Source organism: Mannheimia massilioguelmaensis (assembly GCF_000940515.1).
GTDB lineage: Bacteria > Pseudomonadota > Gammaproteobacteria > Enterobacterales > Pasteurellaceae > Basfia > Basfia bettyae.
This window is the reverse complement of record NZ_CDQL01000008.1, coordinates 195,512-220,514: the sequence shown is the minus strand read 5'-3', so window position 1 is coordinate 220,514 and position 25,003 is coordinate 195,512. Positions and strand designations below refer to the sequence as shown.

The following is a 25,003-nucleotide window of genomic DNA, read 5'->3' as shown; positions in this document are numbered from 1 at the left end:
CATTAACGCCATGTCTTAAATTGATTAATTAAACCATTTGTTGAACTATCATGGCTAGTGACTGGTTCACTATCACCTAATTCAGGAAGAATGCGGTTAGCAAGTTGTTTACCTAACTCAACGCCCCATTGATCAAAACTGAAAATATTAAAAATTACCCCTTGAACAAAAATCTTATGCTCGTACATAGCAATTAACGCACCTAAGCTAAACGGCGTAATTTCTTTTAACAAAATTGAATTTGTTGGTTTATTACCAGTAAATACTTTAAATGGTACAACATCTTTTACATCTGCTAACGCCTTTCCAGCTTTCACAAATTCTGCTTCAACTTCTTCTTTTGTTTTACCAAACGCTAAAGCTTCAGTTTGTGCAAAGAAATTAGACAGTAATTTATTATGATGATCTGCTAACGGATTATGTGTTTTTGCGGGCGCAATAAAATCACATGGAATTAATGTTGTGCCTTGGTGGATTAATTGATAGAAAGCATGTTGACCATTTGTACCAGGTTCACCCCAAATAATTGGACCCGTTTGATAATCGCTGATAACTTTACCATCACGTCCCACATATTTACCGTTTGATTCCATATTACCTTGTTGGAAATAAGCGGCAAAACGATGTAAATATTGATCATAAGGTAAGATTGCTTCAGTTTGAGCACCTTGGAAGTTAGTATTCCACAAACCAACTAATGCTAAAGTTACAGGAATATTTTTTTCAATTGGTGTGGTGCGGAAATGTTTATCCATTTCATATGCACCCGTCAATAATGCTTCGAAGTTATCAAATCCGATTGATAATGCAATTGAAAGACCAATTGCTGACCATAATGAATAACGGCCACCAACCCAGTCCCAAAAACCAAACATATTGTCAGTATCAATACCAAATTCTGCAACATCTTTTGCATTGGTTGAAAGTGCTGCAAAGTGTTTCGCTACATGTTTTTCATCTTTTGCTGATGCTAAGAACCAATCACGAGCTGATTTTGCATTAGTCATTGTTTCTTGCGTGGTAAAAGTTTTTGATGCAACTAAAAATAAAGTAGTTTCTGGATTTACTTTTTTAAACACTTCAGCAATATGTGTACCATCTACATTTGATACAAAGTGCATTGTTAAATGATTTTTATATGGACGTAATGCTTCTGTCACCATATAAGGTCCGAGATCTGAACCGCCGATCCCAATATTCACTACATCAGTAATCGCCTTACCTGTATAGCCTTTCCATTCACCAGAAATCACACGATTACTGAATGACTTCATTTTAGCTAATACTTCGTTCACTTCAGGCATTACATCTTTTCCATCCACTAAAACAGGAGTATTTGAACGGTTACGTAGGGCTGTATGCAATACGGCTCTATTTTCTGTACGGTTAATTTTTTCACCGCTGAACATCGCTTCAATAGCTTCATTTAAACCACATTCTTTTGTCAATTGATGTAATAAATCTAGAGTTTCCTTGGTGATTTTATTTTTGGAATAATCCACTAAGATTTCATTATTAAAGGTTAATGAATAATCAGTAAAACGATCTTGTTGTTGATTAAAAAGATCTTGAATAGTGACATTTGTCAATTTTGCTTTATGTGCTTCTAAAGCTTTCCACGCCATAGTACTCGTAGGATTAATGTTTTGCATTGTTTTTCCTTTTTATTGAATAAATTAGTTAAATTTCGTTAACATCAAGTGTATGACAAATACTAACACGTTATAGATTAAAACTAATTATTGTTTTAATTATGGAATTAATAGCTTTAATCTACATACTCCGTTAACACACGAGGTGTTAATTTAGTCATTAATTCATAACTGAGCAAACCTGTAATATCTGCAACTTCTTCAATTGGTAACTCTTTTCCCCAAAGAATAGCTTCATCCCCCACTTTATCTTGGCAATCAGGTCCTAAATCCACAGTCACCATATCCATAGACACACGTCCTACAATTGGCACTCGGCGACCATTTATATGAACAGGGGTTCCAGTTGGAACATTACGAGGATAACCATCACCATAACCAATAGCAATTACGCCAATTTTAGTATCTCGCTCGCTTATCCAAGTACCACCATAACCAACAGGTTCGCCTTTTTTATGATCTCGAACGGCAATTAATGAAGAAGTTAATGTCATTACAGGAATTAAATCATATTCACTACTTGGCGTACTTGTCGGTGACACGCCATACATAATAATACCTGGACGAATATATTCTAAATGAGAATCTTCCCAAAATAAGATACCTCCAGAGGCGGCAATAGTACGATCGCCTTGTTTATCTTTGGTCGCATTTAAAAAACGTGATAATTGAATTTGGGTATAATCACAGTCTATTTCATCGGCACGGCTAAAATGACTTACAAAACCGATCTCTGAAACATTTTTGCAATTTGTTAATGCATCATAAAAATCATCTACTTGCTCAAGACTAACACCTAAACGGTGCATGCCCGTATCAATTTTTAACCACACTTTAATAGGATTATCAAGATGAGCTTGTTTTATTGCATCAAGTTGTTCTTGGTTATGAATAACCGTTTGAATATTATTTACTGACAAGATAGGCAAATCATCAATAGAAAAAAAGCCTTCAAGTAAAAGAATCGGCTTAGTCACACCGTTTGAACGCAAACTTAATGCTTCTTCTAAACGAGCTACGCCAAATCCGTCAACTAAACGCTCTACCGCAGAAGAGACAAAAAGCACACCATGTCCATAAGCATTCGCTTTAACCACAGCAATAATTTTACTATAAGGTGCTTTTTTTCTAATGGTTTGAATATTATGTTTCAGTGCAACTGAACTAATTTTTACTGTTGCTGGTTTCATATAAACTTCTTAGTTATATTTTTATACTAATAATCGTCATCATTAAATTGATGCGAACCTGCATAATTATCAAAACGGGAATACTGCCCTTGGAAAGTTAAACGTACACGGCCAATTGGACCATTACGCTGCTTACCAATAATAATCTCTGCAACATTGTGATTTTCTTCAGTGGTTTCATGATACACTTCATCACGATAGATAAACATAATCAAGTCAGCATCTTGCTCAATAGAGCCTGATTCTCTTAAATCTGAGTTAACAGGACGTTTATCGGTACGATTTTCAAGTGTTCGGTTCAACTGTGAAAGTGCAACCACAGGCACTTCTAATTCTTTTGCTAGAGCTTTTAATGAACGTGAAATTTCTGCAATCTCTAAGGTACGATTATCAAAACCTGGGGCCCGCATAAGTTGTAAGTAATCAATCATAATTAAACTTAAACCACCATTTTCACGATAAATGCGTCTTGCTCTTGAACGCAATTCTGTTGGCGTTAACCCTGCTGAATCATCAATATACATATTTGGCTTATTGGTAAGCATTCCCATAGTACTAGAAATACGTGCCCATTCATCATCTTCTGTGATTTGTCCCGTACGAATTTTTGTTTGATCCACACGAGAAAGCGACGCTAATGAACGCATCATAATTTGATCTGCTGGCATTTCTAAGCTAAAAATAAGTACAGGTTTATCACTTGATAAAGCAGCATTTTCACAAAGATTCATAGCAAAGGTTGTTTTTCCCATTGATGGGCGAGCTGCCACAATAATGAGATCTGAAGGCTGTAACCCAGCGGTTTTCTTATCAAGATCTTTAAAGCCCGTTGTGACCCCTGTTACGCCACCAGCATTTTGGTTCTTAGATAAAAATTCAATCTTATCAATAGTACGTTCAAGGATATTGAGAATATTTTCAGGTCCTTCATTTTCAGAACTACGTTTTTCTGCGATTTTAAATACTTCACGTTCAGCTTCATCAAGAATTTCTTTAACATCACGACCTTTAGGTGCATAAGCACTTTGTGCAATAACATTACCTACACCAATTAATTCACGTAAAATCGCTTTTTCACGCACAATATCTGCATAAGCGATGATATTGGCGGCACTTGGTGTATTTTTAGATAATTCTGCTAAATAAGCAAAGCCACCGACATCTTCTACCACACCTTTATTTTTTAAAGCCTGATCTAGGGTGATTAAATCAATAGGATTATTTTGACGTGCAAGCTCTTCCATTTCTTTAAAAATAAAGCGATGAGCTACTGTATAAAAGTCTTCGGCAATCACATGTTCAATCACATTTTCCCAATGTGAATTGTTCAACATAATCCCACCTAGGACTGCTTGTTCAGCTTCAATAGAATGAGGTGGAACATTAACTTGTGCGGTTTGCTTATCACTAGATTGGGAAGGGGATCGTAGCATAAATATGACTCTCGATAATGACTGAAAAAACTGTTATATCATATACCAAATCACGATGATATTTAAGGGGCAATATAAAGTGCGGTGATAAAAATCAAAAATTTATTCTATTCTAGAAATTTAAAAAAATACCATTTTGAACAGGTAAAAGAAATCTAATTACTTCCATTCATGATTTGTTTCAGAATATTCTAGAACTTCAACGATTATTATTCCTAAAGTTATGCTGAAGAAGTGATACTAAAAATAAAAGAGTCATATTTGATATTGCCCAAGTAACCTATGTTTTTTCTATGGCAAGCTTTCAAAGCCAGTAAGTTTCACATTTAAATCGACTATGCTAATGCTTTTCGAATATTATTAGTGAAGGTTTTCCCTTTAAAGGTTCTATAAAGCTTAATACCGCTAATATGTGGAATTTTGGTTGTCAGACTTTATTCATTGTAGGAGGAATTTTTATTTATAGGTGAATATGATGAAAAACCTTAGCCCTTTACTAAATTTTTACCTGGTTCAAATTCCTGATACTCACGGGCGTTTTATTAGCGATATTTGGCAGTTTAGTATATTTAGGTTAGAAGTTATATTCAGTGGATTTTTCCGCTAGAAACCCCTTCTAGGTTTCATCCAGCCCCGACTTTAACCAAACAGGATTGCTTAGATTTGAGCAATTCTGAATTGCTCAAAGCCAATATGCAGAAATCTCTTGATGTAATGCTAAACTTTTGGGAATTAACTCGTGATGGGCTGGAAATCACAGCACAAAAATCACTCACTCAACATGAATATCCATGGCTCAAGCCAAGTAATCACAACCAATTACGCATTACCCGAACCATTCATTCCCTTGCAATTTTTCGGCAGATAGAGCTGGCGAAAGCCATGCAGCAAGCGGTAACTGTGGTTGCGAAAGAGTATGGCGATGTATCAGAAAATACGATTTCATTTTGGCAAAATGCCACTGAAGTGTTGGCGTAAGACAGTTTATATAAAACCGCACTTTAGTTGTCCAAAGTGCGGTCTATATTTTTAAAATTTTATCTTTATTTCTTTAGTTGACGACGAGCTTCTACGGCATCAGAAAGTTGTTGTAAGACAATTTCTGTATCATCCCAGCCAATACAAGCATCTGTGATACTTTGCCCATAAGTCAAAGCTTGACCAGCCACAAGATCTTGACGTCCTTCCACTAGATGACTTTCCACCATGGCCCCGAAGATTTGTGTTGAGCCACTAGCAACTTGTTTACAGACGTCAGTACATACGTCCATTTGTTTTTTAAATTGTTTACTGCTGTTAGCATGGCTAAAATCAACCATAACATGTGGAATACGTCCAGACTTTTCAATACTTTCACAAACTTTTGCGACACTCTCAATATCATAATTAGTCGCTTTATCACCACCACGTAAAATGATATGGCAATCAGGATTACCTTTAGTTGAAACAATCGCAGAATGACCAAATTTTGTAACTGATAAAAAATGATGAGAAGATTCCGCAGACCCCATCGCATCTAAAGCAATTTTAACACCGCCATTTGTTCCATTTTTAAAACCTACCGCACAAGATAAACCAGAGGCTAATTCACGATGCACCTGTGATTCAGTAGTACGGGCACCAATTGCCCCCCAACTCATAAAATCAGCAAGATACTGAGGAGTAATCATATCTAAAAACTCACCAGCGGTAGGTAAACCTAAATCATTAATATCTGACAATAATTTACGAGCCATCCGTAGGCCATCATTTAATGCATAAGTATCATTTAGATAAGGATCATTAATTAGCCCTTTCCAACCGACTGTAGTTCGTGGTTTTTCAAAATACACTCGCATAATAATTTCTAATGTTGCTTTGTATTTTTCACGCATTATTGCCATACGCTGAGCATATTCCATAGCAGCTTTAGGATCATGAATTGAACAAGGACCAATGATAATTAATAAACGATCATCTTCACCATGAATAATTTCATGAGCTTTTTTACGTGCATTTTTTACTGTTTTTATTGCAATATCACTTGCTGGATATTTTTCTAATAACGCAATAGGAGGAAGCAACTGTTCAATATTTGCAATTCTGGTATCGTCATTTGCAACATGAATGTCATTTTTATTTTTACTCGCCACTATAATCTACTCTCTGTATATAATATTTATTAAACTAAAAAACTTATAATGAATTATGTTTACTTACTCTAACATTAAATTTTGCATTGGTAAACTAGTACATTTATATTTTATTAATGACTACTTAAAACTTGTGCAGGTTGTAGTTTTGCAGCTCGATTAGCTGGGTATAAACTAGCAATTAAGCTAAGAATTAATGCAGCAACCAGCACTAATAGTACATCTTGCCAATGCAATTCGCTAGGTAAGAAATCTACAAAATAAATCCCATCAGACAAGAGTTTTTTTCCTATTAAAGATTCAATGCTTTTAATAATTGAAGTTAAATTTAAGGAAAGAACGACGCCTAACACAATCCCAATTAAGCAACCTTTCATGCCAGCTTGTAATCCATACCAAATAAAAATACGCTTAATAAAGCTGTTATTGGCACCAAGTGTACGCATGATAGCAATATCACCAGCTTTATCTTTCACTGCCATAATCAATGTCGACACAATATTAAAACAAGCTACGCCAATCACCAAGACCATAGCAATATACATAACCGTACGAATCAGCTGAATATCTCGATACATATAGCCAAATTTATTAATCCAAGTCTGTAAGTTAAGCATTTGTGGATAATCATTGAGGCTAGAAAAATTAATCGACTGAACCTTGAATGGATCGGCCACTTTCATTTCCACACCCGTCACTTCATCTTTGTTAAAGCTCATAAATTCTTGTGCTTGTGTAAGCGGCATTAATGCATAACTATGATCGAGCTGACCATCTAAACGTAAAATACCTGTCACTTGAAGGCGTTCACGTGTAGGTTGTGCCAATTGCTCACTGGAATTTGCTTCAGAAATTAATAAGGTCACCCAGTCTCCAGCCTTTACATCAAGCTCTTTGGCAATGCCTGAACCAAGCACTAATCCACCTTGTGAAGCAAATTGTTGCCATCCATCCTCAAGCACAAATTTTCCTAATGAACTCACTTGATCTTGTGACTTCTGTTCAACGCCATGTACTTGCACAACTTTTAATTTAGCACCATTTTCAACTAACGCGGTAAAACTCACATAAGGAGAAACTGCTTGAATATCAGGATTACTCATTAAACGCTTTTCTAAATTTTGCCAATGAGTAATACTAGAATGACTACCTGTAATATCAGCATGAGGTACAACGGCTAAAATACGATTATTCAATTCTCGTTCAAAGCCATTCATCGCACTTAAACCAAGGATCAAAACAGCCACTCCAAGGGCGATACCAATACTTGAGAATAAGGCTATCAGTGATACTAAATGATTTTTCTGCTTGGCTCGTTGATAGCGCCAGCTAATAAAAAATGGCGTATTCATACTCTTCCACCTTTATTCTTCTGGACGTAACACACCATCTTGCATCACATAACGACGAGATAATTTCTGTGCTAAATTCAAATCATGGGTGACTAACAAAAACGCGATGCCTTGTTCTTGATTCAATTGTTGAATCAATTCAAAAATACTTTCCGTGGTTTTATGATCAAGATTCCCCGTAGGCTCATCAGCTAATACTAAAGCAGGATTATTCACTAATGCACGGGCAATGGCGACACGTTGACGCTCCCCCCCTGAAAGTGCGGAAGGTTTATGAGAAATTCGATGAGATAAACCAACTGCATTTAACATTTTTTCTGCACGATGTTGAGCCTCAGTTTTATTTTGATGCCCAATCAACATAGGCATTAATACATTCTCTAACGCCGTAAAATCAGCCATTAAATGATGAAATTGATATACAAAGCCTAAATAACTATTACGTAATTTGGCTAACTCATCTGGAGAAGCTTTCTGCAAAGATTTTCCTTTAATAAACACTTCACCAGAAGTGGGTTGGTCAAGCCCACCTAAGGTATGTAACAATGTACTCTTCCCTGAGCCAGAGCTTCCTACTATTGCCACAAGCTCTTTATCATTTAATGAAAAAGTGACATCTTTGAGCACTTGAGTTTGTACTGAACCTTCAGTGTAATACTTGCTGATATTCTGACAATTTAATAAAATTTCGTTATTCATATTCATTTTGTTCTGTTAAGCAGGTAAGTTGACTTGCTAATAAAATTTTTTATTTTTCCACCGCACTTTTATTCATATCTTAAGGCTTCAGCTGGCTCTATTTTGGCTGCACGATATGCAGGATAAATGGTAGATAATAGCGATAATAATAATGATAATGTGATAATCGTAATAATCTGCACGGCGCTAATAGAAGTAGGTAGAAAAATGCCTCGTTGCCCGAGCAGTTGTACGATAGTCTCTAAATTCAAAGTGACTAAAATACCTAATATAGTGCCAATAATGGTGCCCACTAATCCTACTAAACAGCCTTGTAAAATAAAAATATGACGAACTTGGCGTTTGGTCAAACCTTGAGTTTGTAAAATGGCAATTTCTCCTTGTTTATCCACCACCATTAAACTAAGTGATGTGACAATATTAGAAATCGCCACAATAATAATTAAGCTAATCAATAATCCCATCATATTTTTTTCCATTCGTACTGCTTGGAAAAATTCCCCTTTTTGACTACGCCAATCAATAATTTGGTAGTTTTCTGAAAAATGCTTCGGTAATTCAGTAATTAAAAAAGGATCATTAAGGAATAACCGATAACCTTGTGCCTCACCTGGTTTGATTCTCATTAAACGACCAATATCGGCTAAATTAGAAAAAACTTCATAACCAGAAATATCATTATTATCAAAAAAATAAATCTCACTGACTGTAAATATACGTTGAGTTGGAACTCGACCAAAAGGTGTATATTGACTATTTTCAGTAATCATTAACCGCACTTTATCGCCAATATTTAAATTCAGATTTTGTGCAAGTTGCGAACCAATGATTAATTTAAATTGCCCTGGAGGCAAAAGACTATTAAATTGATTTTCATCTAAATAGCTAAGCAGAGAATCATCCTGAGGTGACTGAACGCCGATTACTTGGCCTGCACTAACACCTTTTGCCGTTTGGAAAATAACATTGGTGGTATTAATCGCAACAGCTTTTTGTACAAACGCAGGTAAGGGGGATAATGGCTGTTTGCTGTTTACATGCTGCTCAGCGACTAGTACTGCATGAGGTATATGAGCAAGCACTTGTTGCTTTTGATGCTTTTCTAAACCATTCATTACAGAAAGTACGATGATCAAGGCCATCACCCCTAGCACAATACCTGCACTGGCTAAATTAGTGACTAATCGACCAAAACGATCGGCACTTTTCGCTCGCCAATAACGAAGTGCAACATAAAAAGAAACAGGAAAATTCATATTACCTTGTGTCTAGCTTTAGCTAATTAAATAATGTTTAATAAAAAATAATGGAAGTCAAAGCCACAGCATTAGATAAATTCTAATCACTCGCACCTTATCCACAAATTAGCGCCGATTATACGTTTATTTGCCTGTTGCGACAAATTCTTCAATATTATCCCGCACTTTACTGATTAATGTTTGAATAGCGCTATCAGATGCCCAAGCAACATGTGGGGTAATAATTAAATTAGGCATTGTTTTCGCAGCTAAAACAAGTGGATTATCTTTTTCTGGTGGTTCTTTTTCTAATACATCTAATGCAGCACCTGCGAGTTGACCTGATTTTAAGGCATCTAATAATGCCTGTTCATCCACTAAAGGTCCTCGGCCTGTATTAATTAAAAAAGCTTCTTTTTTAAAGAGTGACAGGGTTTCTTTATTAATTATATTTTTTGTATTTTCAGTCAATGGGCAATGTAATGTGACAATATCTGCTTGTCTAAGAACCTCTTCAAATGGTGTATAACCTGCTCGACAAGTTGTAGCACCACGATGTTCAGCATAAAGCACTTTCATACCAACAGCTTCTGCTAAACGACCAACCTCAGAACCAATACAACCTTTACCTAAAATTCCCATAATAGAATTTTTAATATCTCGCATTGGATAATCAAAATAGCAGAATTGTTTGCTTTGCATCCATTTTCCTGCTAATTGATCTTTATACCATCCCATCAAACTATGCATAAAAGAAAAACTCAAACCAATAACATGTTCAGGAACTGTTGTCGCTGAATACCCTGTCACATTTTTAACTACGACACCTAACTCTTTTGCAGCATCTAAATCTATGTTATTTGTTCCTGTGGCTGTTACAGCAATCAATTTTAAATTAGGTAACTTTTCTAATACTTGACGAGAGAAAATAACTTTACTGGTTACCACAATGTCAGCATCTTTAGCTCGCTCAATAGTTTGGTCTGCTGAAGTATAAGGATAATCAACCCACTCATGCTCAAAACTTGGTCGAGGAATAGGATGATGAGGAGGAAGTGCGGTGCTATCTAAAAAAACAATTTTCATAGAATCTCCTTTGCGTAAGAATATGAATTTAATTATTCAACAAAATAGTGAGGGACAAAATGGCTATCATTACCAGTGACTGGAGTAAAATCTTCTCGTAACCCCATGCCACAAGCTTCATCTCCAACTATCCACGAACCTATCATTGGATACATTCCATCAAATGATGGCATATTAAATTTTTCTTGGTAGATATAGCCATGACGATTATAAAATTCTGAATGTTCGCTACCCTTTGCAGCAAATTCTAATTTATTTTCTAATTCACAATAAGAAATATTCGCCCCTTCTCTCCCAAGAATAGGCTTCTTCACCAGTATACGATGTGGCCTTGGATTATCTTCTGGTTTGAAATAGGCTGGCAATAATAAATCATGACGTTTATGTTTTTGCCATAATTTAGCTAATAAGATTTTATTGCTAAGTAATAATTTCCACATAGGTTCAAAAAATTTCGTATGGGAATGAGGAATATATTGAGCAAATTCGACATTAGTAAACCATTCTAAAGGGCAAAGTTTGAAAATCAACTCAATATTACGATTATTTAAATCAACAAACTCTTTATATTGTTCATCATAACCAATATCTTCTATTGCAAGCTGGTGAATATTCCAACCAGCTAAATAAGCCACATCACATAAATAGTCAATATTTCCCCAATCTTCACGTCCGGCTTCTTGCATACCTGAAAAATGAAAACTCGATTTCCCAGTGATTTGTTTAACATCCTGAAAACGTTTAACTAAAGCCTCATGAATCCAGTTAAATTGATCTCGATGTTGTAAATTCTCGACTTGCTCTAACCATTTCCACTGCACTACTGAAGCTTCTAATAATGAAGTCGGCGTATCCGCATTATATTCAAACATTTTAAGGCTTGAACCATCATAGCCAAAATCAAACCGCCCATAGAGTGACAAATCTTTGCGACTCCAAGATTGTTCAATAAGCTGTTTTTGTAAATCAGTGAATTGATAATGTTGATAATCACCTTTCATCACCTCATCAGCAACAAAATCCAAACACATAGCATGCAATTCATTAGTAGCATCTTCAATTCGATCTATTTCAGCCAAAGTAAACTCATAAGCCACATTATCTGACCAATAATTTGAACCATCTGTTGAAGGTAAATTATAGTAGTCAAACCCAACTTCTAATAATTGGGCTTGCATATCTACTCGCTGTGGAAAAGTTGCAATACGTTTCATCTAGCCACCAAAACTACTTGATTTACTTGCACTAGAATTACTTGAACTAAATCCACCACGTTTTACAGGACGGCTAAATGAATCTGCAACACTACCTTTCATCACAATGGGTTTTGCCGCAGAATGATTAGCTTGTGGACGAATGGTTTGTCCATTATTTGTTTGTACTGCGCGATTACCTTGAAAATAACTTGGGCCCATAAATGATGACATCATACGAGCTGCCATATAGCCTGCAACAAAGCCTGAACCTGAATGACTAGATTCACCATGATTAGCTGATTCATTGAATATGCTTTGAGGAGTTTCATTTCCCTTATTCAAGTCAGCCAGTGCTTTTGTATCTTGCTCACATAATTCTGGCGTTCCCCAGTCTGCGACACAATCTTCGAGTGATTTATATACATCACGTTGCACGTTTTCTTCTGAACAACCGCCTAATAAACCTACAATAGACAACGTCACTAAAGCTTTATTTTTCTTATTCAATATTATTTCCTTCATTTAAAATGAATTTTATAATCAATTTAGTTTATTAATACTAAAAGATTTCCCCCTAACAAGCGAGCTTTTTTATAAAAAAAGTGCGGTCAAAATTTCTAAAATTTCAACCGCACTTTCATTCGTAATTTAGCTGAATTAAAAAGCTATTAAGCTGTAAATAACGCTTTCATTTTATCTACTAATGATGCCTTTAATTCACCATTTTCTTCACGGCTAGCAAAGATCTTAAACATGGCATCGCCCTGTTTATTAATAAAATTAATTGCCACAGTACGTTTATTCATAAAATGGCGATCAACTAAATAAATCGTTTTACAATTTACATATCGATAATGTCCGTGCAATCCACCATTTTCATGATGTTCCATATTGTAATAACCTCTCGCAATTTCACCATGAGGCAATTTTCCAGTGACTTCAATCACTGCATCAGGCGTATGTGCAATAAACACAACCGCTTCATCCCAACTTGCAATTGTCTGCATAATTTCTACAAAACGTTCACCATCCATAGGTATTGCCATATTTTGCGGTAAACAGGATAAAATATCCTCATAAGAACAATCATATTTATGTGCTAGCATTTCTAATACATGATCATTTTTATTCGCTAATATAGAAGTTAATTCTGTTCGTTGTTGTTCTGTTAATGACATAAAAATCCTTATTGTGAGTCCGTTAATGAAAGCATTAAAGTGCGAATAATAGTCGGAGACCAATATTTCCCACTTGTTGTTAAATGAGCGATCCCTTGTGGATCAATAGAAAGCAAAGATTGATTTTGCCAGTTTTCTAAGAGTTTCGCTATCACTTGATTATTTGGAAATAATTTTGTATCAAGCCAACCAATTTCAGTAGAAAATTGTAGCTGACTAAATAAATCTTTTTTAGCACTATGATAACCTAAATAAGAAATATTTTTGTGATCTTTAGACGTTGCTAAATAGCTTTGTAAATCACCTTGAACTTGATAATTAAAGCCTGCAAAGCTTCCACCTGCACCAGAACCAAATGCTAGACAAGGCATATTAGATTTTACTTTACTATTATAATAATTACGTTCTCCTCGGTTAGGAAAAGCAAAGTGATTATTACTCACCTGTTTCCAACCTCGTTGCTGTAATTCTGTAACCGCATAAGCATAATGATAAGCTTGCATTTCTAATCCAACGGGAGGTGCAATGGTACCATGTTTAATCAATTTATTAATCGGTAAAAATGGATAGCAATTAAATGCATAAGTATCTAATCCCGATAGCGGCAAACTTGTGGCAATTTCAATATCCTTCTCCCAAATTTCATCAGTTTGCTCAGGCAAACCAAAAATTAAGTCGGCAACCACCGTGGCATCTAATTGGCATAATTGAGTTAAATATTCATAGGCTTGCTCACCACTATGACGACGCCCTAAACGTTTACGAATTGGTGAATTGAATGTTTGAATACCAATAGAAATACGATTAACACCAGCTTCAATACTTGCCTGTGCTTTTTCTAAATCAAAGTGGCTAATTCGTCCCTCTAAAGTAAACTCACAATCATCAGCTAAAGGCAAATATTGGTAACAAGCACGAATTAATCTCGTAAGATTAGCAGTATCTAAAGCTGTTGGTGTGCCACCACCAAAATAAACCGCTTTGATTTTTCCTTTATCTTGTCTAATCTCTGCCTCATAAGCTAATTCTTGAATCACTTTATCTACATATCTAGTCCCTTGATCTTCTTTCCACGCATTTCGGTAAAAACCACAAAATACACAATGGCTAATACAAAAAGGAATATGCACATAAGCTAATCCGTCTTGATTTAATGAATCAACAACAGCCTCTCGCCAAATGCTTTCCCATTGTTCTTCTGGTGCATCAATCCCACCCCAAATAGGCATTAATGCAGAACGTTGAGGAAAAGCAGAAGGTGCGACTAAATTTGCTCCCCACACTTTATTATGAATCATATAAAATTATCCTTTACAACAAAATGGAAACGAAAAAGTCGTTTCCAATAATATTTATCGTTTTCTTAGAAACGAATTTCTGCACCCACAGTATAAGTACGACCTCTAGCACTATTAGTGAAACGATAGGTGTCTGTTTCCGTATCATAATCTTCAGATGTTGAAGAATTATAAGCATTTAATGCATCTAAATAATTACGATTCATTAAATTTTGAATACCTGCTTTTAAGGTAATATTTTTATTAATTTTATAATTCGCATAAAGATCAATAATAACTGGGATATTTGGTAAATCATCAAACATTAAATTACCATCGTCATCCATATCAAGGCCTAAACGTTTTGCTTTTCCAGTATATTTAAAGATACTAGATAAGGTTAATTTTTTATCTAATAAATGTGTACCTAATTCTACGGTTGCATAATCTTTTGGTAATTGTGTATAAGACTCAGAACCAAAGCCATAATAAATCATAGCTGCTTTTGATGTTGGTGCGGTGCTTGCACTTCTAGTATAAGTCATATTACTAAAGAAATAATCTGACTCATAAGACATTTCCACTTCCCAGCCTTTATCTTTCACCATATTTGGTGAATTTAAATAAATTTGGGCATGAACACTATCCACGGAATCATTTACATTAGTACAAACTGAGCTACCACAGCCATAATAAGACATATTAAAAATATAATCTTTAATATGAGAATTGAAGTACACCACTTTCATACCAAATAAATCATTATCTAATAACAAATTATCTTTATTAATATTGAAACCAATTTCGTAAGTTTTCGCTGTTTCTGGTTTTAAATATGGGTTAACAGATAAACCATTACGGCTAGTATTAAACATTTCCTGAACATTAGGCGCACGAGCAGTTTCGCTATAACTTACGAAAGGTTGTAGCCAATCGGTCACTTGTAAAGATAATGTTACGGAAGGATTTACTTTAGTATATTTACGATCAACATTCATTGCTCCAGCAGGCATACAATACACTGCATCATCTGAATCACAAGCAGGCTTATAACCTTTTAAATTATAACGCGAGTAAGTAAGCCCAGCATTTAAGGTCAAGATGTCATAGTTAAATTCAGAATCTAAATATAATGAATTAATGTTTTGTTTACCCGCTGGTCCAAAAGCGGCATTAGCAATCGCACCAGAGTCATTATTTTTTTCAGGAATGCCCCGTTCATATTTATTACGATAGATATTACCACCATAGGTAACTGAACCATTAAAATCACCTAATTCAAAACGGCTTGTATTTTTTAAATCAAAGGTAACAAACTTATTTTGTGTAGTGGCATCTTCTAAGGTCCATAACTTAGCATTATCGGTATACACTTGTTCTGTCACTGTTTTAGCCGCTAAAAAAGACAAATCTACCCATTTTGAATCTGGGTTATATTTTGCTTCAAATGAATGAGTTTTACTATCAATATCTCGACCAACAATACTGTTGTTATAGCGACGACTAGAGAGCTTAAATTCTGTATCTTTATTAGGTTTGACTGCTAATTTTGCTAAATAAGATTCAGGATGTTGCTTTAATCCTTGCATATATCCAGAATCTGAAGCATGGCTACCATCACCTCGGCGATAATTTTGATCTAAAGAACTTTTACTACCAGCAACTAAAGCACTTATAGAACCCGATTCAAGTAAACCTGTTTTGCCAGCTAAAGCAATCATCCCATTTTTACCTAAATCGTTATTGCCATAATTTAAACGAGTTAATACGCCTACCTTATTAACATCTAAAATGACATCTTCCGCATCAATTGTTTTGAAATCAGCACTTCCCATTAATGAATTAATGCCAGCAGAACCATTGCCATGTCCTTTTGAAATATCTACTCGAGTAAGGAAGTTTTGATCAATTAATGCAGAAAATTGACTCATTGGCCCATTGCCTTCGCTATGGAATTTTCCACCACCATTAGCAGATGTTCCTAATTGTGTTTGCGGAACACCATCAATCATCGTATTTACCCTGCCAAGCCCTGTCATACTACGAATATTGACACTTACACCGCCTTGACCTGGATCCATTTGAGTATAGGCACCTGATGTTGAACGAACAATACTATCCAAATTTTGCATTGCATTCACATTAATTGCACGTGAAGTGACTGCTGAAGGTTTTGTATAAGAGTTAAAATTAGGATTTTTGCCACCTTCATCAGAGACAACAATAGTATCTAATTGTGTTGTGTTGTGTTGTGTTGTATTACTATCATCAGCTTGTGAATGAAGTGAAATCCCTGTCAATAACATGCCTAGTAATGTCTTTGTAATAAGATTGAGCTTAGTCATATATATCCTTAAGTTAATGCAAAATGACAATCAAAAAATTACTTGATCAGCCAAATATAATCGGCTTCAGTAGAGGTAATATTCTCTTGTTGACTCATAATCATTAACACTGAAATATTGTTGTTAATGCCATAATCAGCAAGGTGAATAGGAACGCCAATATCCTTTCTTACATGATGGTTACCAGCGATAAGTGCGGTTGGTTTTTGAGAAGTTTTAAACAATTTTTCAGCCATTCTGCGATCACGAAATTGCTGAACCATGATCATTTTATTAATATCAGAAAGGTTAGCATGGCTGACTGAATGCATTAATTGTGCAATTTTATCTTGCACCTCTTGTGAAATAGAGCGATTTCCCTTTAATGGTTCTGCACCATTTAATATGGTATTCACTTCAGATTGCGTTAAATTAGCAGCAATGACTTTGTTAGGTGACTTTAATCGATTAATAATTAAATCCTTATACATATTCCAATCCCATTTAGTCCATTGAATGGACTGTTTAATCTCTGATTCTGAAATAGATTTAGCATTTTTTAATTGGGATTGTGTTTGTGTAATGGATTGCTGCTGTGAAACATTTAACATTTCAAAAACAACTGAGTCTAACGGACGAGCATGATCTATTTGTTCTAAAATATATTGCTCTAATTGATGATGTACTTTTTGATCATGTTCTTCGCCAATCAAAATATAATCTTGGTGAGATAAACGAGAAATTAACTCAGACACACTAATTTCTTGATTATTTTTCAAATCAATAATTGTACCCAGTTGAGTAATTTTTTGTGAATCTAATAGTGGAGTTGAACAAGCTGCCAAGAAAAAAGAAAAAATAAAAACAAATAATTTATTAGAATACATAACTTATAATTAAAATTGATAATAATTTTTATTGCTGATTATATGCTTTATTAAGTATAAAGCAATAAAAAACGGCAAATTATTGCTAACTTGCCGTTTTCTTAATTGATGATGTTTTATTAAATGGAGGTATCTAATACAGGAAAAGATTTAACTAAATCATCTAATGCTTTCATTTGACTTACAAAACCTTCTAATACCGATAATGGCAATGCTGAAGGTCCATCACATTTTGCATGATTTGGATCGGGATGAGCCTCTAAGAATAAACCTGCGAGACCCACCGCTAAACCTGAACGTGCTAATTCCGTTACTTGATCACGACGACCACCAGAAGCTGCACCAAATGGATCACGGCATTGCAACGAATGAGTTACATCAAAAATAACAGGGCTTCCTTTGGATACTTTTTTCATAATACCAAAACCGAGCATATCCACGACTAAATTATCATAACCAAAGTTTGAACCTCGATCACATAAAATCACCTTGTCATTACCACATTCAGCAATTTTTTCCATGATATTACCCATTTGACCAGGGCTTAAGAATTGTGGTTTTTTCACATTAATCACCGCACCTGTACGTGCCATCGCTTCTACTAAATCCGTTTGACGTGCTAAAAAGGCTGGCAATTGAATGATATCAGCCACTTCGGCGACAGGTTTACATTGATAAATTTCATGTACATCAGTAATGACTTTTACACCAAACGTTGTTTTTAATTCTTGGAAGATTTTTAAACCTTCCTCCATACCTGGTCCTCGATAAGAATGAATTGAAGATCGGTTGGCTTTATCAAAGGAGGCTTTAAAAACATAAGGCACACCTAATTTATTTGTTACTTCAACATATTTTTCACAAACTTGCATCGCTAAATCACGACTTTCAAGTACATTCATACCGCCAAATAACACGAATGGTTTGTCATTTGCAATTTCAATATCACCTAGACGAATCATTTTATTTTGCATAGTTAAATTCCTTTAATGGATTTCATGATAATTTTGCTTTAATTCCGCCATTTGTGCAGTAAGCAAAAGTGTTGTGGGATCTTGTGGGCATTGATCAATAAAATATTGCAAATCCTCTGATGCTGCGTGATAACACCCCATTTGAGCAAGCACTAAACCACGATCTCGAATTTCATAAGGATCCTCTGGATTGTAACGTAACAACACATCGATAAATTTATAAGCTTGATCATTATGATTTTCACGAATCAGGGCATTTTTAGCTAACTGTCTAAAGCGATTTAGTAACTCTCTTGTTTCTGCTGGCGCCAATTCCTCTGCGCTTAATTCATAACCAAAGCCAAAGGCACCTTCATATAGTTTCTGTAAAAAGTCTTGTGATACATAATGTCCATTCCAAGGATCAATAAAAGCAACTTCATCACCGACTTCAGCTCTCAAAATCAGTTGAGTAGGAAAATTCACGGGATACAAAGGCAAATTTAAACTGTCTGCAAGGTAAAGCAAAATTGCTCCTAAACTAACAGGCATCCCTTTACGAGTTTCTAATACATCTAAAAGGTATAAATTGTCTGATTCGAAATAATGCTCAGGATCGCAATAAAATCCCCAATCGCCATAAAATAGCTGTAACAACTGATGAATACGAACTTTATCATCTCCTTCAGGTGAAATAGTCCGTCTTGCTTTACGTACTAAGCTCCCCATTAGTGAACGAATTCGACCTAATTCTTCCCCGTCATCATCAGAAGTAATTAGATAAAAAGAGGTCATTTCATCATATAAAGCTTTTTGATAATACTTCATTTATTTATTCCAACAAGCAATTGTTATTCTTTCATTGTCGCCATAATCTTTTATCGTTGCAATTGATTCCCAAGAGTTTTGTGACAATTCTGTAAAAATTGACCGCACTTTTTCACCCTGTTGCCAACCATGCTCCAGCATTAACCACCCTTGTGGTTTTAAATAAAGTGGTGCATTTTCAATAATATGACGTAAATCTGCATAGCCTTCTTGCTCCGCAACCAAAGCTGTCAGAGGTTCAAAACGCACATCCCCATTTTGTAAATGTTTATCTTGAGGAGCAATATAAGGCGGATTACTTACTATGATGTCAAATTGCTGATTTTCAAGTTGTTGAAACCAATTACTTTGTAAAAAATTGACATGAGCAATATGATTACGTTGTGCATTCCGTTGTGCTAATGCCACAGCATTCGCCATAATATCTGTACCAATAACCTCTAAGGCTAATTGATATTGTTCAACAATAGGAGTTAATTCCTTTGCTAATGCTAAAGCAATAGCTCCTGTCCCCGTTCCTAGATCTAGCACACGAAAATTTTTTAAACTTTTACCGCACTTTTGAATTTTTAACATAGCTAATTCAAAAGCTTTTTCCACTAAGATTTCGGTATCAGGGCGAGGGATTAAAGTATCCTCTGAAACCCATAATGGCATAGACCAAAATTCTTTTTCACCAAGAATATAAGCGATAGGTTCACCTTTCAGACGACGCTCTAAAAGTGCGGTCAGTTTTTCTAAAATTTCATCAGATAATATGGTTTCACCAAATGCCATAATGCTAGCTTTTGAGCGTTTTGTCACAAACTGCAATAACACTAAAGCATCAAGCTTTACATTTTCGGTAAGATTATACTGTTTTAATTGTTTCTGTGCGAAGCTTAACCATTGTTCATAATTCATTAGTTTATTTTCACCACAATCGTCTTCATAACAATATCAATTAATGAACAGCTTTTTTTATTGACAACAGCAAGTTGAGTATTTTGACTCAGAAGATTCTGATTATTTTTATTAGGATTTTCAACTAACATTCTATTTCCTTAAAAATTAGGACGCCATCAGGCGTCCATCTCTTTATATTAATTTTGTTCAGACAATGCTGCCAATTGATCTGCTTGATATTCAGTAATAATAGGTTGAATTAATTCATCAATTTTCCCATTCATCACTTCGTCTAAGCGATAAACGGTTAAATTAATACGATGATCCGTCACTCGACCTTGCGGATAATTATAGGTACGAATTTTATCTGAACGATCACCTGAACCTAATAAATTACGGCGTGTAGTTGCTTGCTCTGCTGCTAATTTATCTTGCTCTGCTTGTACTAAACGGGAAGCTAATACAGCCATTGCTTTCGCTTTATTCTTATGCTGTGAACGCTCATCCTGACATTCTACTACCATGCCTGTCGGAATATGGGTAATACGTACCGCTGAGTCAGTTTTATTGATATGCTGACCACCTGCACCTGATGCACGATAAGTATCAATACGTAAATCTGCTGGATTAATTTCGGGCATTTCGCTTTCTGGTAATTCAGGCATCACCGCAACAGTACAGGCTGAAGTATGAATACGACCTTGTGATTCGGTTTTAGGTACACGTTGTACTCGATGACCACCAGATTCAAATTTAAGTTGTCCATAAACTGTATCACCCGTGACTAAGGCAATAATTTCTTTATAGCCACCTTGTTCACTTTCATTTTCGCTTAATACTTCAACACGCCATCCTTTCATTTCTGCATAACGGCTGTACATACGAAATAAATCACCTGCAAAAATACCAGCCTCATCACCGCCTGTGCCTGCACGGATTTCTAAATAAGCATTGTATTCATCATTCGGATCACGAGGTAATAATAAGATTTGTAAATGTTGATCCACTTCTTCTAATTCAGTTTTTGACTCTTCAATTTCCATTTGAGCCATTTCTTTCATTTCAGGATCATCAAGCAGTAATTCAGCCTCTTCAATATTTGAATTTAATTGTTTCCAACGTGCAAAAGTTTTCACCACTTCTTCTAATTGAGAGTATTCTTTTGAGTATGCACGGAATTTATCTTGATCACTAATCGTTGCAGGATCACCTAATAATGCCTCTAATTCTTCATAGCGTTCATTTAAACTATCTAATTTTGTAATAATGCTGGGTTTCATTGATTAACCTTAAAAAATAAGCAATAAAAAATTGTTATATTTTAGCATAAAAAATTACAATTTGGGTGAAGTTTAGATGTTTTTAGCATCAATTGATAAAATTAGATTAATGAAGTATTAGCGCTGAAAAGTGCGGTAGAATTTGGAAAAATTTTATTACTATGTTCCAACTTCCTATTATTAAAAAATAGTGAATTTAGAACATAAAAATTGCCTATTAGATAACTCTAATAGGCGTAAATTTTAATGATAGATAATAAATAAGCGCTTAAATTAAAAGGCTGAGGTATCTTGGAATAATCCAACTTTTAAATCAGTAGCAGTGTAAATAACTCGTCCATCCACTTCGACTTCACCATCTGCTAATCCCATTACTAATTTACGATTGATGATTCGTTTAAAGTGAATACGATAAATCACTTTACTGGCTGTTGGTAAAATTTGTCCTGTAAATTTCACTTCACCTACACCAAGTGCACGACCTTTACCCTCACCACCAAGCCAGCCTAAATAAAAGCCAACTAACTGCCACATTGCATCTAAACCTAAGCAACCAGGCATCACAGGATCATTAATAAAGTGACAATCGAAGAAGAATAAATCAGGTTTAATATCCAATTCCGCTTCTATATAACCTTTATCAAAATTACCACCCGTTTCCTTTACTTCAACAATACGATTCATCATTAACATACTTGGTGCAGGGAGCTGAGGACCTTTCGGACCAAATAATTCACCACGGCCTGAAGCTAATAAATCCTCATAGCTATATGAATGTTTTTTAATTGGAGTACATGTGTTAGTCATTCAAAACTTCCTTTGATTACCGATTAATTTAAATAAGCCATATTAAGCTTATATTTTGGGAAATTATATCAATAGTAAAGAAACTTTAAAATAGCTAACAAGTGTTCGCTATACCTGGTTAAACCAGTTGATTTTTGAATGTTTAAAATGAACTTTTTAATACTAAAAAAGGCAAACAAGCATAATGCTCATTTGCCTTTGTGATCAATAAATTAGTTATTTTCGACCGAGTAAAAAACTTAATAATCCTCGGCTATGATGCTCTGCTCGCTGTTCAATACGTTGAGCAATTAAGCGTGATATAGGTAGATTTTGTTGGGTATAATTTTTATCTTCTTCTATTAAATCTCGATTAAATAAAATTTCACAAGCTTGATAAACATCTTCTACTACCCAAATAAAAAATTGTTTATTTTTAACAGCCGTCACAACCTCTTGTGAAAGGCTTAATTGATGTATCACTGCGGTAGGAATAATAACGCCTTGTTCTCCCGTTAACCCCCGCTTCTCACAGATAGCAAAGAAGCCTTCAATTTTATCATTAACACCACCTACTGCATGCACCAAACCAAGTTGGTCAATAGTCCCTGTAACCGCAATAGACTGAGGAAGTGGTAAATTAGATAATGCACTAGTTAATGCACAAAATGCTGCAAGTGATGCACTATCACCATCAATTTCCGAATAAGATTGCTCAAATACTAAGGAAGCTGAAAATGGTAATTGCGATGGAAGTTCTAAAATATTAGCTAAACAGCTTTCAACAATCATCATACCTTTGCCATGAATATTGCCAGCTAATTCACTTTTACGATCCACATCAATAATTTCACCATCACCATATTGCACAATACAACTAATACGAGAAGGCTCACCAAATGATGTCGGGGTGCCTTGATATTCTATGACAGAAAGCCCATTAATTTGCCCAACAGCTTCGCCATCTGTTGGAATATATACTTGCTCATGCCAAATATCATCGTAAGTTCTCTCACGTAAGAAACTTTGCTGCATTTGTTTTTGCTGGAAAATTTCTTCAAATTCCACCGCACTTAATGTCTCTGATTGTCGAAATAAAGTGGCTTGAGCTAATAATGTTTTGAGTTTTAGAGGAGAAATATTAATTAATGTTCGATCTTCACTGTCCCGCACTAAAAGCTGGTATAAGCGATTAAGCCCTTGTTCACTCAATAATGGGAAACCAGCTTGTTTAGCCATAGAATTAACATATTGAGCCCATTGAATCTGTTGGCTTTTCTCTTCCAGTGAAAAATAACTTTCTAACTCAGAATAATCAGATAATGAAAAAAGCTCTTCATCTAATTCTGAAAATGCCGCTAACTCATCACGAGAACCAAGTAATATCACTTTCAGATCAAGTGGATAACTTGGAATATCACAAGGCAAAGGTTTAAATGGATGGGTTGAATACCAATCAAAACGATGGCTAGTAAGAATTTGTTTTAAGCGTGGCCACAACTCAAATTGAGCTAATAACCCTCCTACTGATAAAATCAACACACCGCCATTTACTTGATGGATAAGCCCTTTATTCAACTGAATATCTTTTGAAATAGCATGAACTTGCAGAGAACCGAATAATTTATTTTCATCAAAATAAAGTGCTGAGGCTACTGCTTGTGTCGCCGCAAAATTATCATTAATAGACTGAGCTGGCTCCACAGAGATCCGTGCAAAAGAAAAGCTATCTGCTTGTTCAATAATATAATTAGCACCTATCACCTGTTCTCTTGCTGGCAATATACTTTCTATATATTGTGTCAGTAGCGGAGCATACTCTGACTGATCATCTGCCTTCAAAACTAATAAACTGCAGTATGAATTTTGTAAAAATTGTTGAATCGCAGTTTTGGCACGACATTGCAAATCAAAAAATGATACAGGTTGAGTAGTTAAATCGGTGAGATCTAATGTAGGGATTAAATCTTTCCAGTTTAAAATTTGTTCAGATGATAAAGATAAATTCACTGGTTCTCTCTTGCTTTCGTTATTAACGGATCGCCATTATTACATAATGGCAAAAATTTATCTTCATCAACTTTATTTTTTACAGAAATTTCGCTAGAAAAATCACTTTAAAACTCGTATATTATATTTCAGTTACATCGTCACTTATAAATGAGAAAATCCAATGAAATATCAAAAACTCGAAAATCAAGAAACCCATTGGAAATGGTTATATTTGACCAAGAAAAATCGTGAAGGGGAAAATATTACACGTTACGAAGAGCGAAGCTTACAAGAAAGCAAAGCATTAGATCTCGTTAATAGCCGAAATCATCCAGAGAAAATTGAAGAATGGATCGCAAATCATATGGCTCAATCGCTTATAATTAAACTAGATCAAGCGATTCGAGCAAGACGTAAACGTTTCTTCAATGCGGAAAAACAATCCACTAAGAAAAAATCTATTGATTTAGAATATGCGGTATGGTTGCGTTTATCTAAATATTCCAAAAAAATGAAAATGACATTATCCGAAACCATCACATATATGATTGACGAAAGAGAAAGTAAAGCCTCTTATGAATCTCAAATGTCAGCAATGAAAGCTGGCTTAAAAGATTTATTAGGGCATAAATAAG

The 25,003-nt window shown here is 35.1% G+C and carries 21 protein-coding genes and 1 pseudogene; 2 read left to right on the top strand and 20 right to left on the bottom strand.

Annotation, left to right across the window (positions count from 1 at the left end; genetic code table 11):
* Nucleotides 1-2 precede the first annotated feature (2 nt).
* The 3 genes from pgi to BN1226_RS09365 form a co-directional block, all read right to left on the bottom strand.
* Nucleotides 3-1,652, bottom strand: a complete 1,650-nt coding sequence (gene pgi, locus BN1226_RS09375; RefSeq protein ID WP_044470974.1) for a glucose-6-phosphate isomerase — start codon at nucleotides 1,650-1,652, stop codon at nucleotides 3-5.
* Between the two features lie 116 nt (nucleotides 1,653-1,768).
* Nucleotides 1,769-2,842 carry an alanine racemase gene (gene alr, locus BN1226_RS09370; protein ID WP_044470973.1) on the bottom strand — a complete coding sequence of 358 codons (1,074 nt, stop codon included), beginning with the start codon at nucleotides 2,840-2,842 and terminating at the stop codon, nucleotides 1,769-1,771.
* A 26-nt stretch (nucleotides 2,843-2,868) separates the two neighbouring features.
* A complete protein-coding gene (locus BN1226_RS09365) occupies nucleotides 2,869-4,275 on the bottom strand; it encodes a replicative DNA helicase (protein WP_044470972.1) in 1,407 nt (468 codons plus the stop codon).
* 585 nt (nucleotides 4,276-4,860) lie between these two features.
* Here BN1226_RS09365 and BN1226_RS10630 point away from each other — a divergent pair.
* Complete coding sequence (locus tag BN1226_RS10630; protein WP_082041927.1) at nucleotides 4,861-5,253, top strand: opioid growth factor receptor-related protein; 393 nt, start codon at nucleotides 4,861-4,863, stop codon at nucleotides 5,251-5,253.
* 65 nt (nucleotides 5,254-5,318) lie between these two features.
* Here BN1226_RS10630 and aroG read toward each other — a convergent pair whose 3' ends face one another.
* The 17 genes and pseudogenes from aroG to BN1226_RS09275 all read right to left on the bottom strand — a co-directional run bounded on the left by aroG (nucleotide 5,319) and on the right by BN1226_RS09275 (nucleotide 24,386).
* On the bottom strand, nucleotides 5,319-6,407 hold the full coding sequence (aroG, locus tag BN1226_RS09355) for a 3-deoxy-7-phosphoheptulonate synthase AroG (RefSeq protein WP_044470971.1): 1,089 nt from the start codon (nucleotides 6,405-6,407) through the stop codon (nucleotides 5,319-5,321).
* A gap of 113 nt (nucleotides 6,408-6,520) precedes the next feature.
* Complete coding sequence (gene lolE, locus BN1226_RS09350) at nucleotides 6,521-7,759, bottom strand: lipoprotein-releasing ABC transporter permease subunit LolE (RefSeq protein ID WP_044470970.1); 1,239 nt, start codon at nucleotides 7,757-7,759, stop codon at nucleotides 6,521-6,523.
* Between the two features lie 12 nt (nucleotides 7,760-7,771).
* Nucleotides 7,772-8,458, bottom strand: coding sequence for a lipoprotein-releasing ABC transporter ATP-binding protein LolD (gene lolD, locus BN1226_RS09345; RefSeq protein ID WP_044471154.1), 687 nt, complete (start codon nucleotides 8,456-8,458; stop codon nucleotides 7,772-7,774).
* Nucleotides 8,459-8,526: 68 nt separating this feature from the next.
* Nucleotides 8,527-9,714, bottom strand: coding sequence for a lipoprotein-releasing ABC transporter permease subunit (locus BN1226_RS09340; RefSeq protein ID WP_044470969.1), 1,188 nt, complete (start codon nucleotides 9,712-9,714; stop codon nucleotides 8,527-8,529).
* A gap of 126 nt (nucleotides 9,715-9,840) precedes the next feature.
* Nucleotides 9,841-10,782, bottom strand: coding sequence for a 2-hydroxyacid dehydrogenase (locus tag BN1226_RS09335; protein ID WP_044470968.1), 942 nt, complete (start codon nucleotides 10,780-10,782; stop codon nucleotides 9,841-9,843).
* Nucleotides 10,783-10,814: 32 nt separating this feature from the next.
* Nucleotides 10,815-11,996, bottom strand: a complete 1,182-nt coding sequence (locus BN1226_RS09330) for a glutathionylspermidine synthase family protein (RefSeq protein ID WP_044470967.1) — start codon at nucleotides 11,994-11,996, stop codon at nucleotides 10,815-10,817.
* Nucleotides 11,997-12,500: a DUF1190 domain-containing protein gene (locus BN1226_RS09325; protein WP_420835361.1), complete on the bottom strand. Its 504-nt coding sequence runs from the start codon at nucleotides 12,498-12,500 to the stop codon at nucleotides 11,997-11,999. It lies immediately after the preceding gene.
* A 146-nt stretch (nucleotides 12,501-12,646) separates the two neighbouring features.
* Nucleotides 12,647-14,454 (bottom strand): annotated as a pseudogene (gene hutW, locus BN1226_RS09315) (heme anaerobic degradation radical SAM methyltransferase ChuW/HutW).
* A gap of 65 nt (nucleotides 14,455-14,519) precedes the next feature.
* On the bottom strand, nucleotides 14,520-16,778 hold the full coding sequence (locus BN1226_RS10625) for a TonB-dependent receptor domain-containing protein (RefSeq protein ID WP_077065006.1): 2,259 nt from the start codon (nucleotides 16,776-16,778) through the stop codon (nucleotides 14,520-14,522).
* Between the two features lie 38 nt (nucleotides 16,779-16,816).
* Nucleotides 16,817-17,644, bottom strand: a complete 828-nt coding sequence (locus BN1226_RS09305) for a ChaN family lipoprotein (RefSeq protein ID WP_044470963.1) — start codon at nucleotides 17,642-17,644, stop codon at nucleotides 16,817-16,819.
* Nucleotides 17,645-17,763: 119 nt separating this feature from the next.
* A complete protein-coding gene (gene kdsA, locus BN1226_RS09300; protein WP_044470962.1) occupies nucleotides 17,764-18,618 on the bottom strand; it encodes a 3-deoxy-8-phosphooctulonate synthase in 855 nt (284 codons plus the stop codon).
* A gap of 12 nt (nucleotides 18,619-18,630) precedes the next feature.
* Nucleotides 18,631-19,425 (bottom strand): SirB1 family protein, encoded by a 795-nt coding sequence (locus BN1226_RS09295; protein ID WP_044470961.1) that lies wholly within the window; start codon nucleotides 19,423-19,425, stop codon nucleotides 18,631-18,633.
* Nucleotides 19,426-20,328, bottom strand: coding sequence for a peptide chain release factor N(5)-glutamine methyltransferase (gene prmC / locus BN1226_RS09290; protein WP_044470960.1), 903 nt, complete (start codon nucleotides 20,326-20,328; stop codon nucleotides 19,426-19,428).
* The gene (locus tag BN1226_RS10920) at nucleotides 20,328-20,459 is read right to left on the bottom strand and encodes a hypothetical protein (protein WP_275425076.1); all 132 of its coding nucleotides are present in this window, start codon (nucleotides 20,457-20,459) and stop codon (nucleotides 20,328-20,330) included. Before BN1226_RS10920 ends, prmC begins: the two co-directional genes overlap by 1 nt.
* 48 nt (nucleotides 20,460-20,507) lie before the next feature.
* The gene (prfA, locus tag BN1226_RS09285) at nucleotides 20,508-21,590 is read right to left on the bottom strand and encodes a peptide chain release factor 1 (protein WP_005761646.1); all 1,083 of its coding nucleotides are present in this window, start codon (nucleotides 21,588-21,590) and stop codon (nucleotides 20,508-20,510) included.
* A 273-nt stretch (nucleotides 21,591-21,863) separates the two neighbouring features.
* Entirely contained in the window at nucleotides 21,864-22,397 is a 534-nt protein-coding gene (gene fabA / locus BN1226_RS09280) for a 3-hydroxyacyl-[acyl-carrier-protein] dehydratase FabA (protein ID WP_005761671.1), read from the bottom strand.
* A 216-nt stretch (nucleotides 22,398-22,613) separates the two neighbouring features.
* Nucleotides 22,614-24,386, bottom strand: coding sequence for an AAA family ATPase (locus BN1226_RS09275; RefSeq protein WP_044470959.1), 1,773 nt, complete (start codon nucleotides 24,384-24,386; stop codon nucleotides 22,614-22,616).
* A gap of 163 nt (nucleotides 24,387-24,549) precedes the next feature.
* On the opposite strand from BN1226_RS09275, the gene matP reads away from it, so the two are divergent.
* Nucleotides 24,550-25,002 (top strand): macrodomain Ter protein MatP, encoded by a 453-nt coding sequence (gene matP / locus BN1226_RS09270; RefSeq protein WP_044470958.1) that lies wholly within the window; start codon nucleotides 24,550-24,552, stop codon nucleotides 25,000-25,002.
* The last annotated feature ends 1 nt before the right edge of the window (nucleotide 25,003 follow it).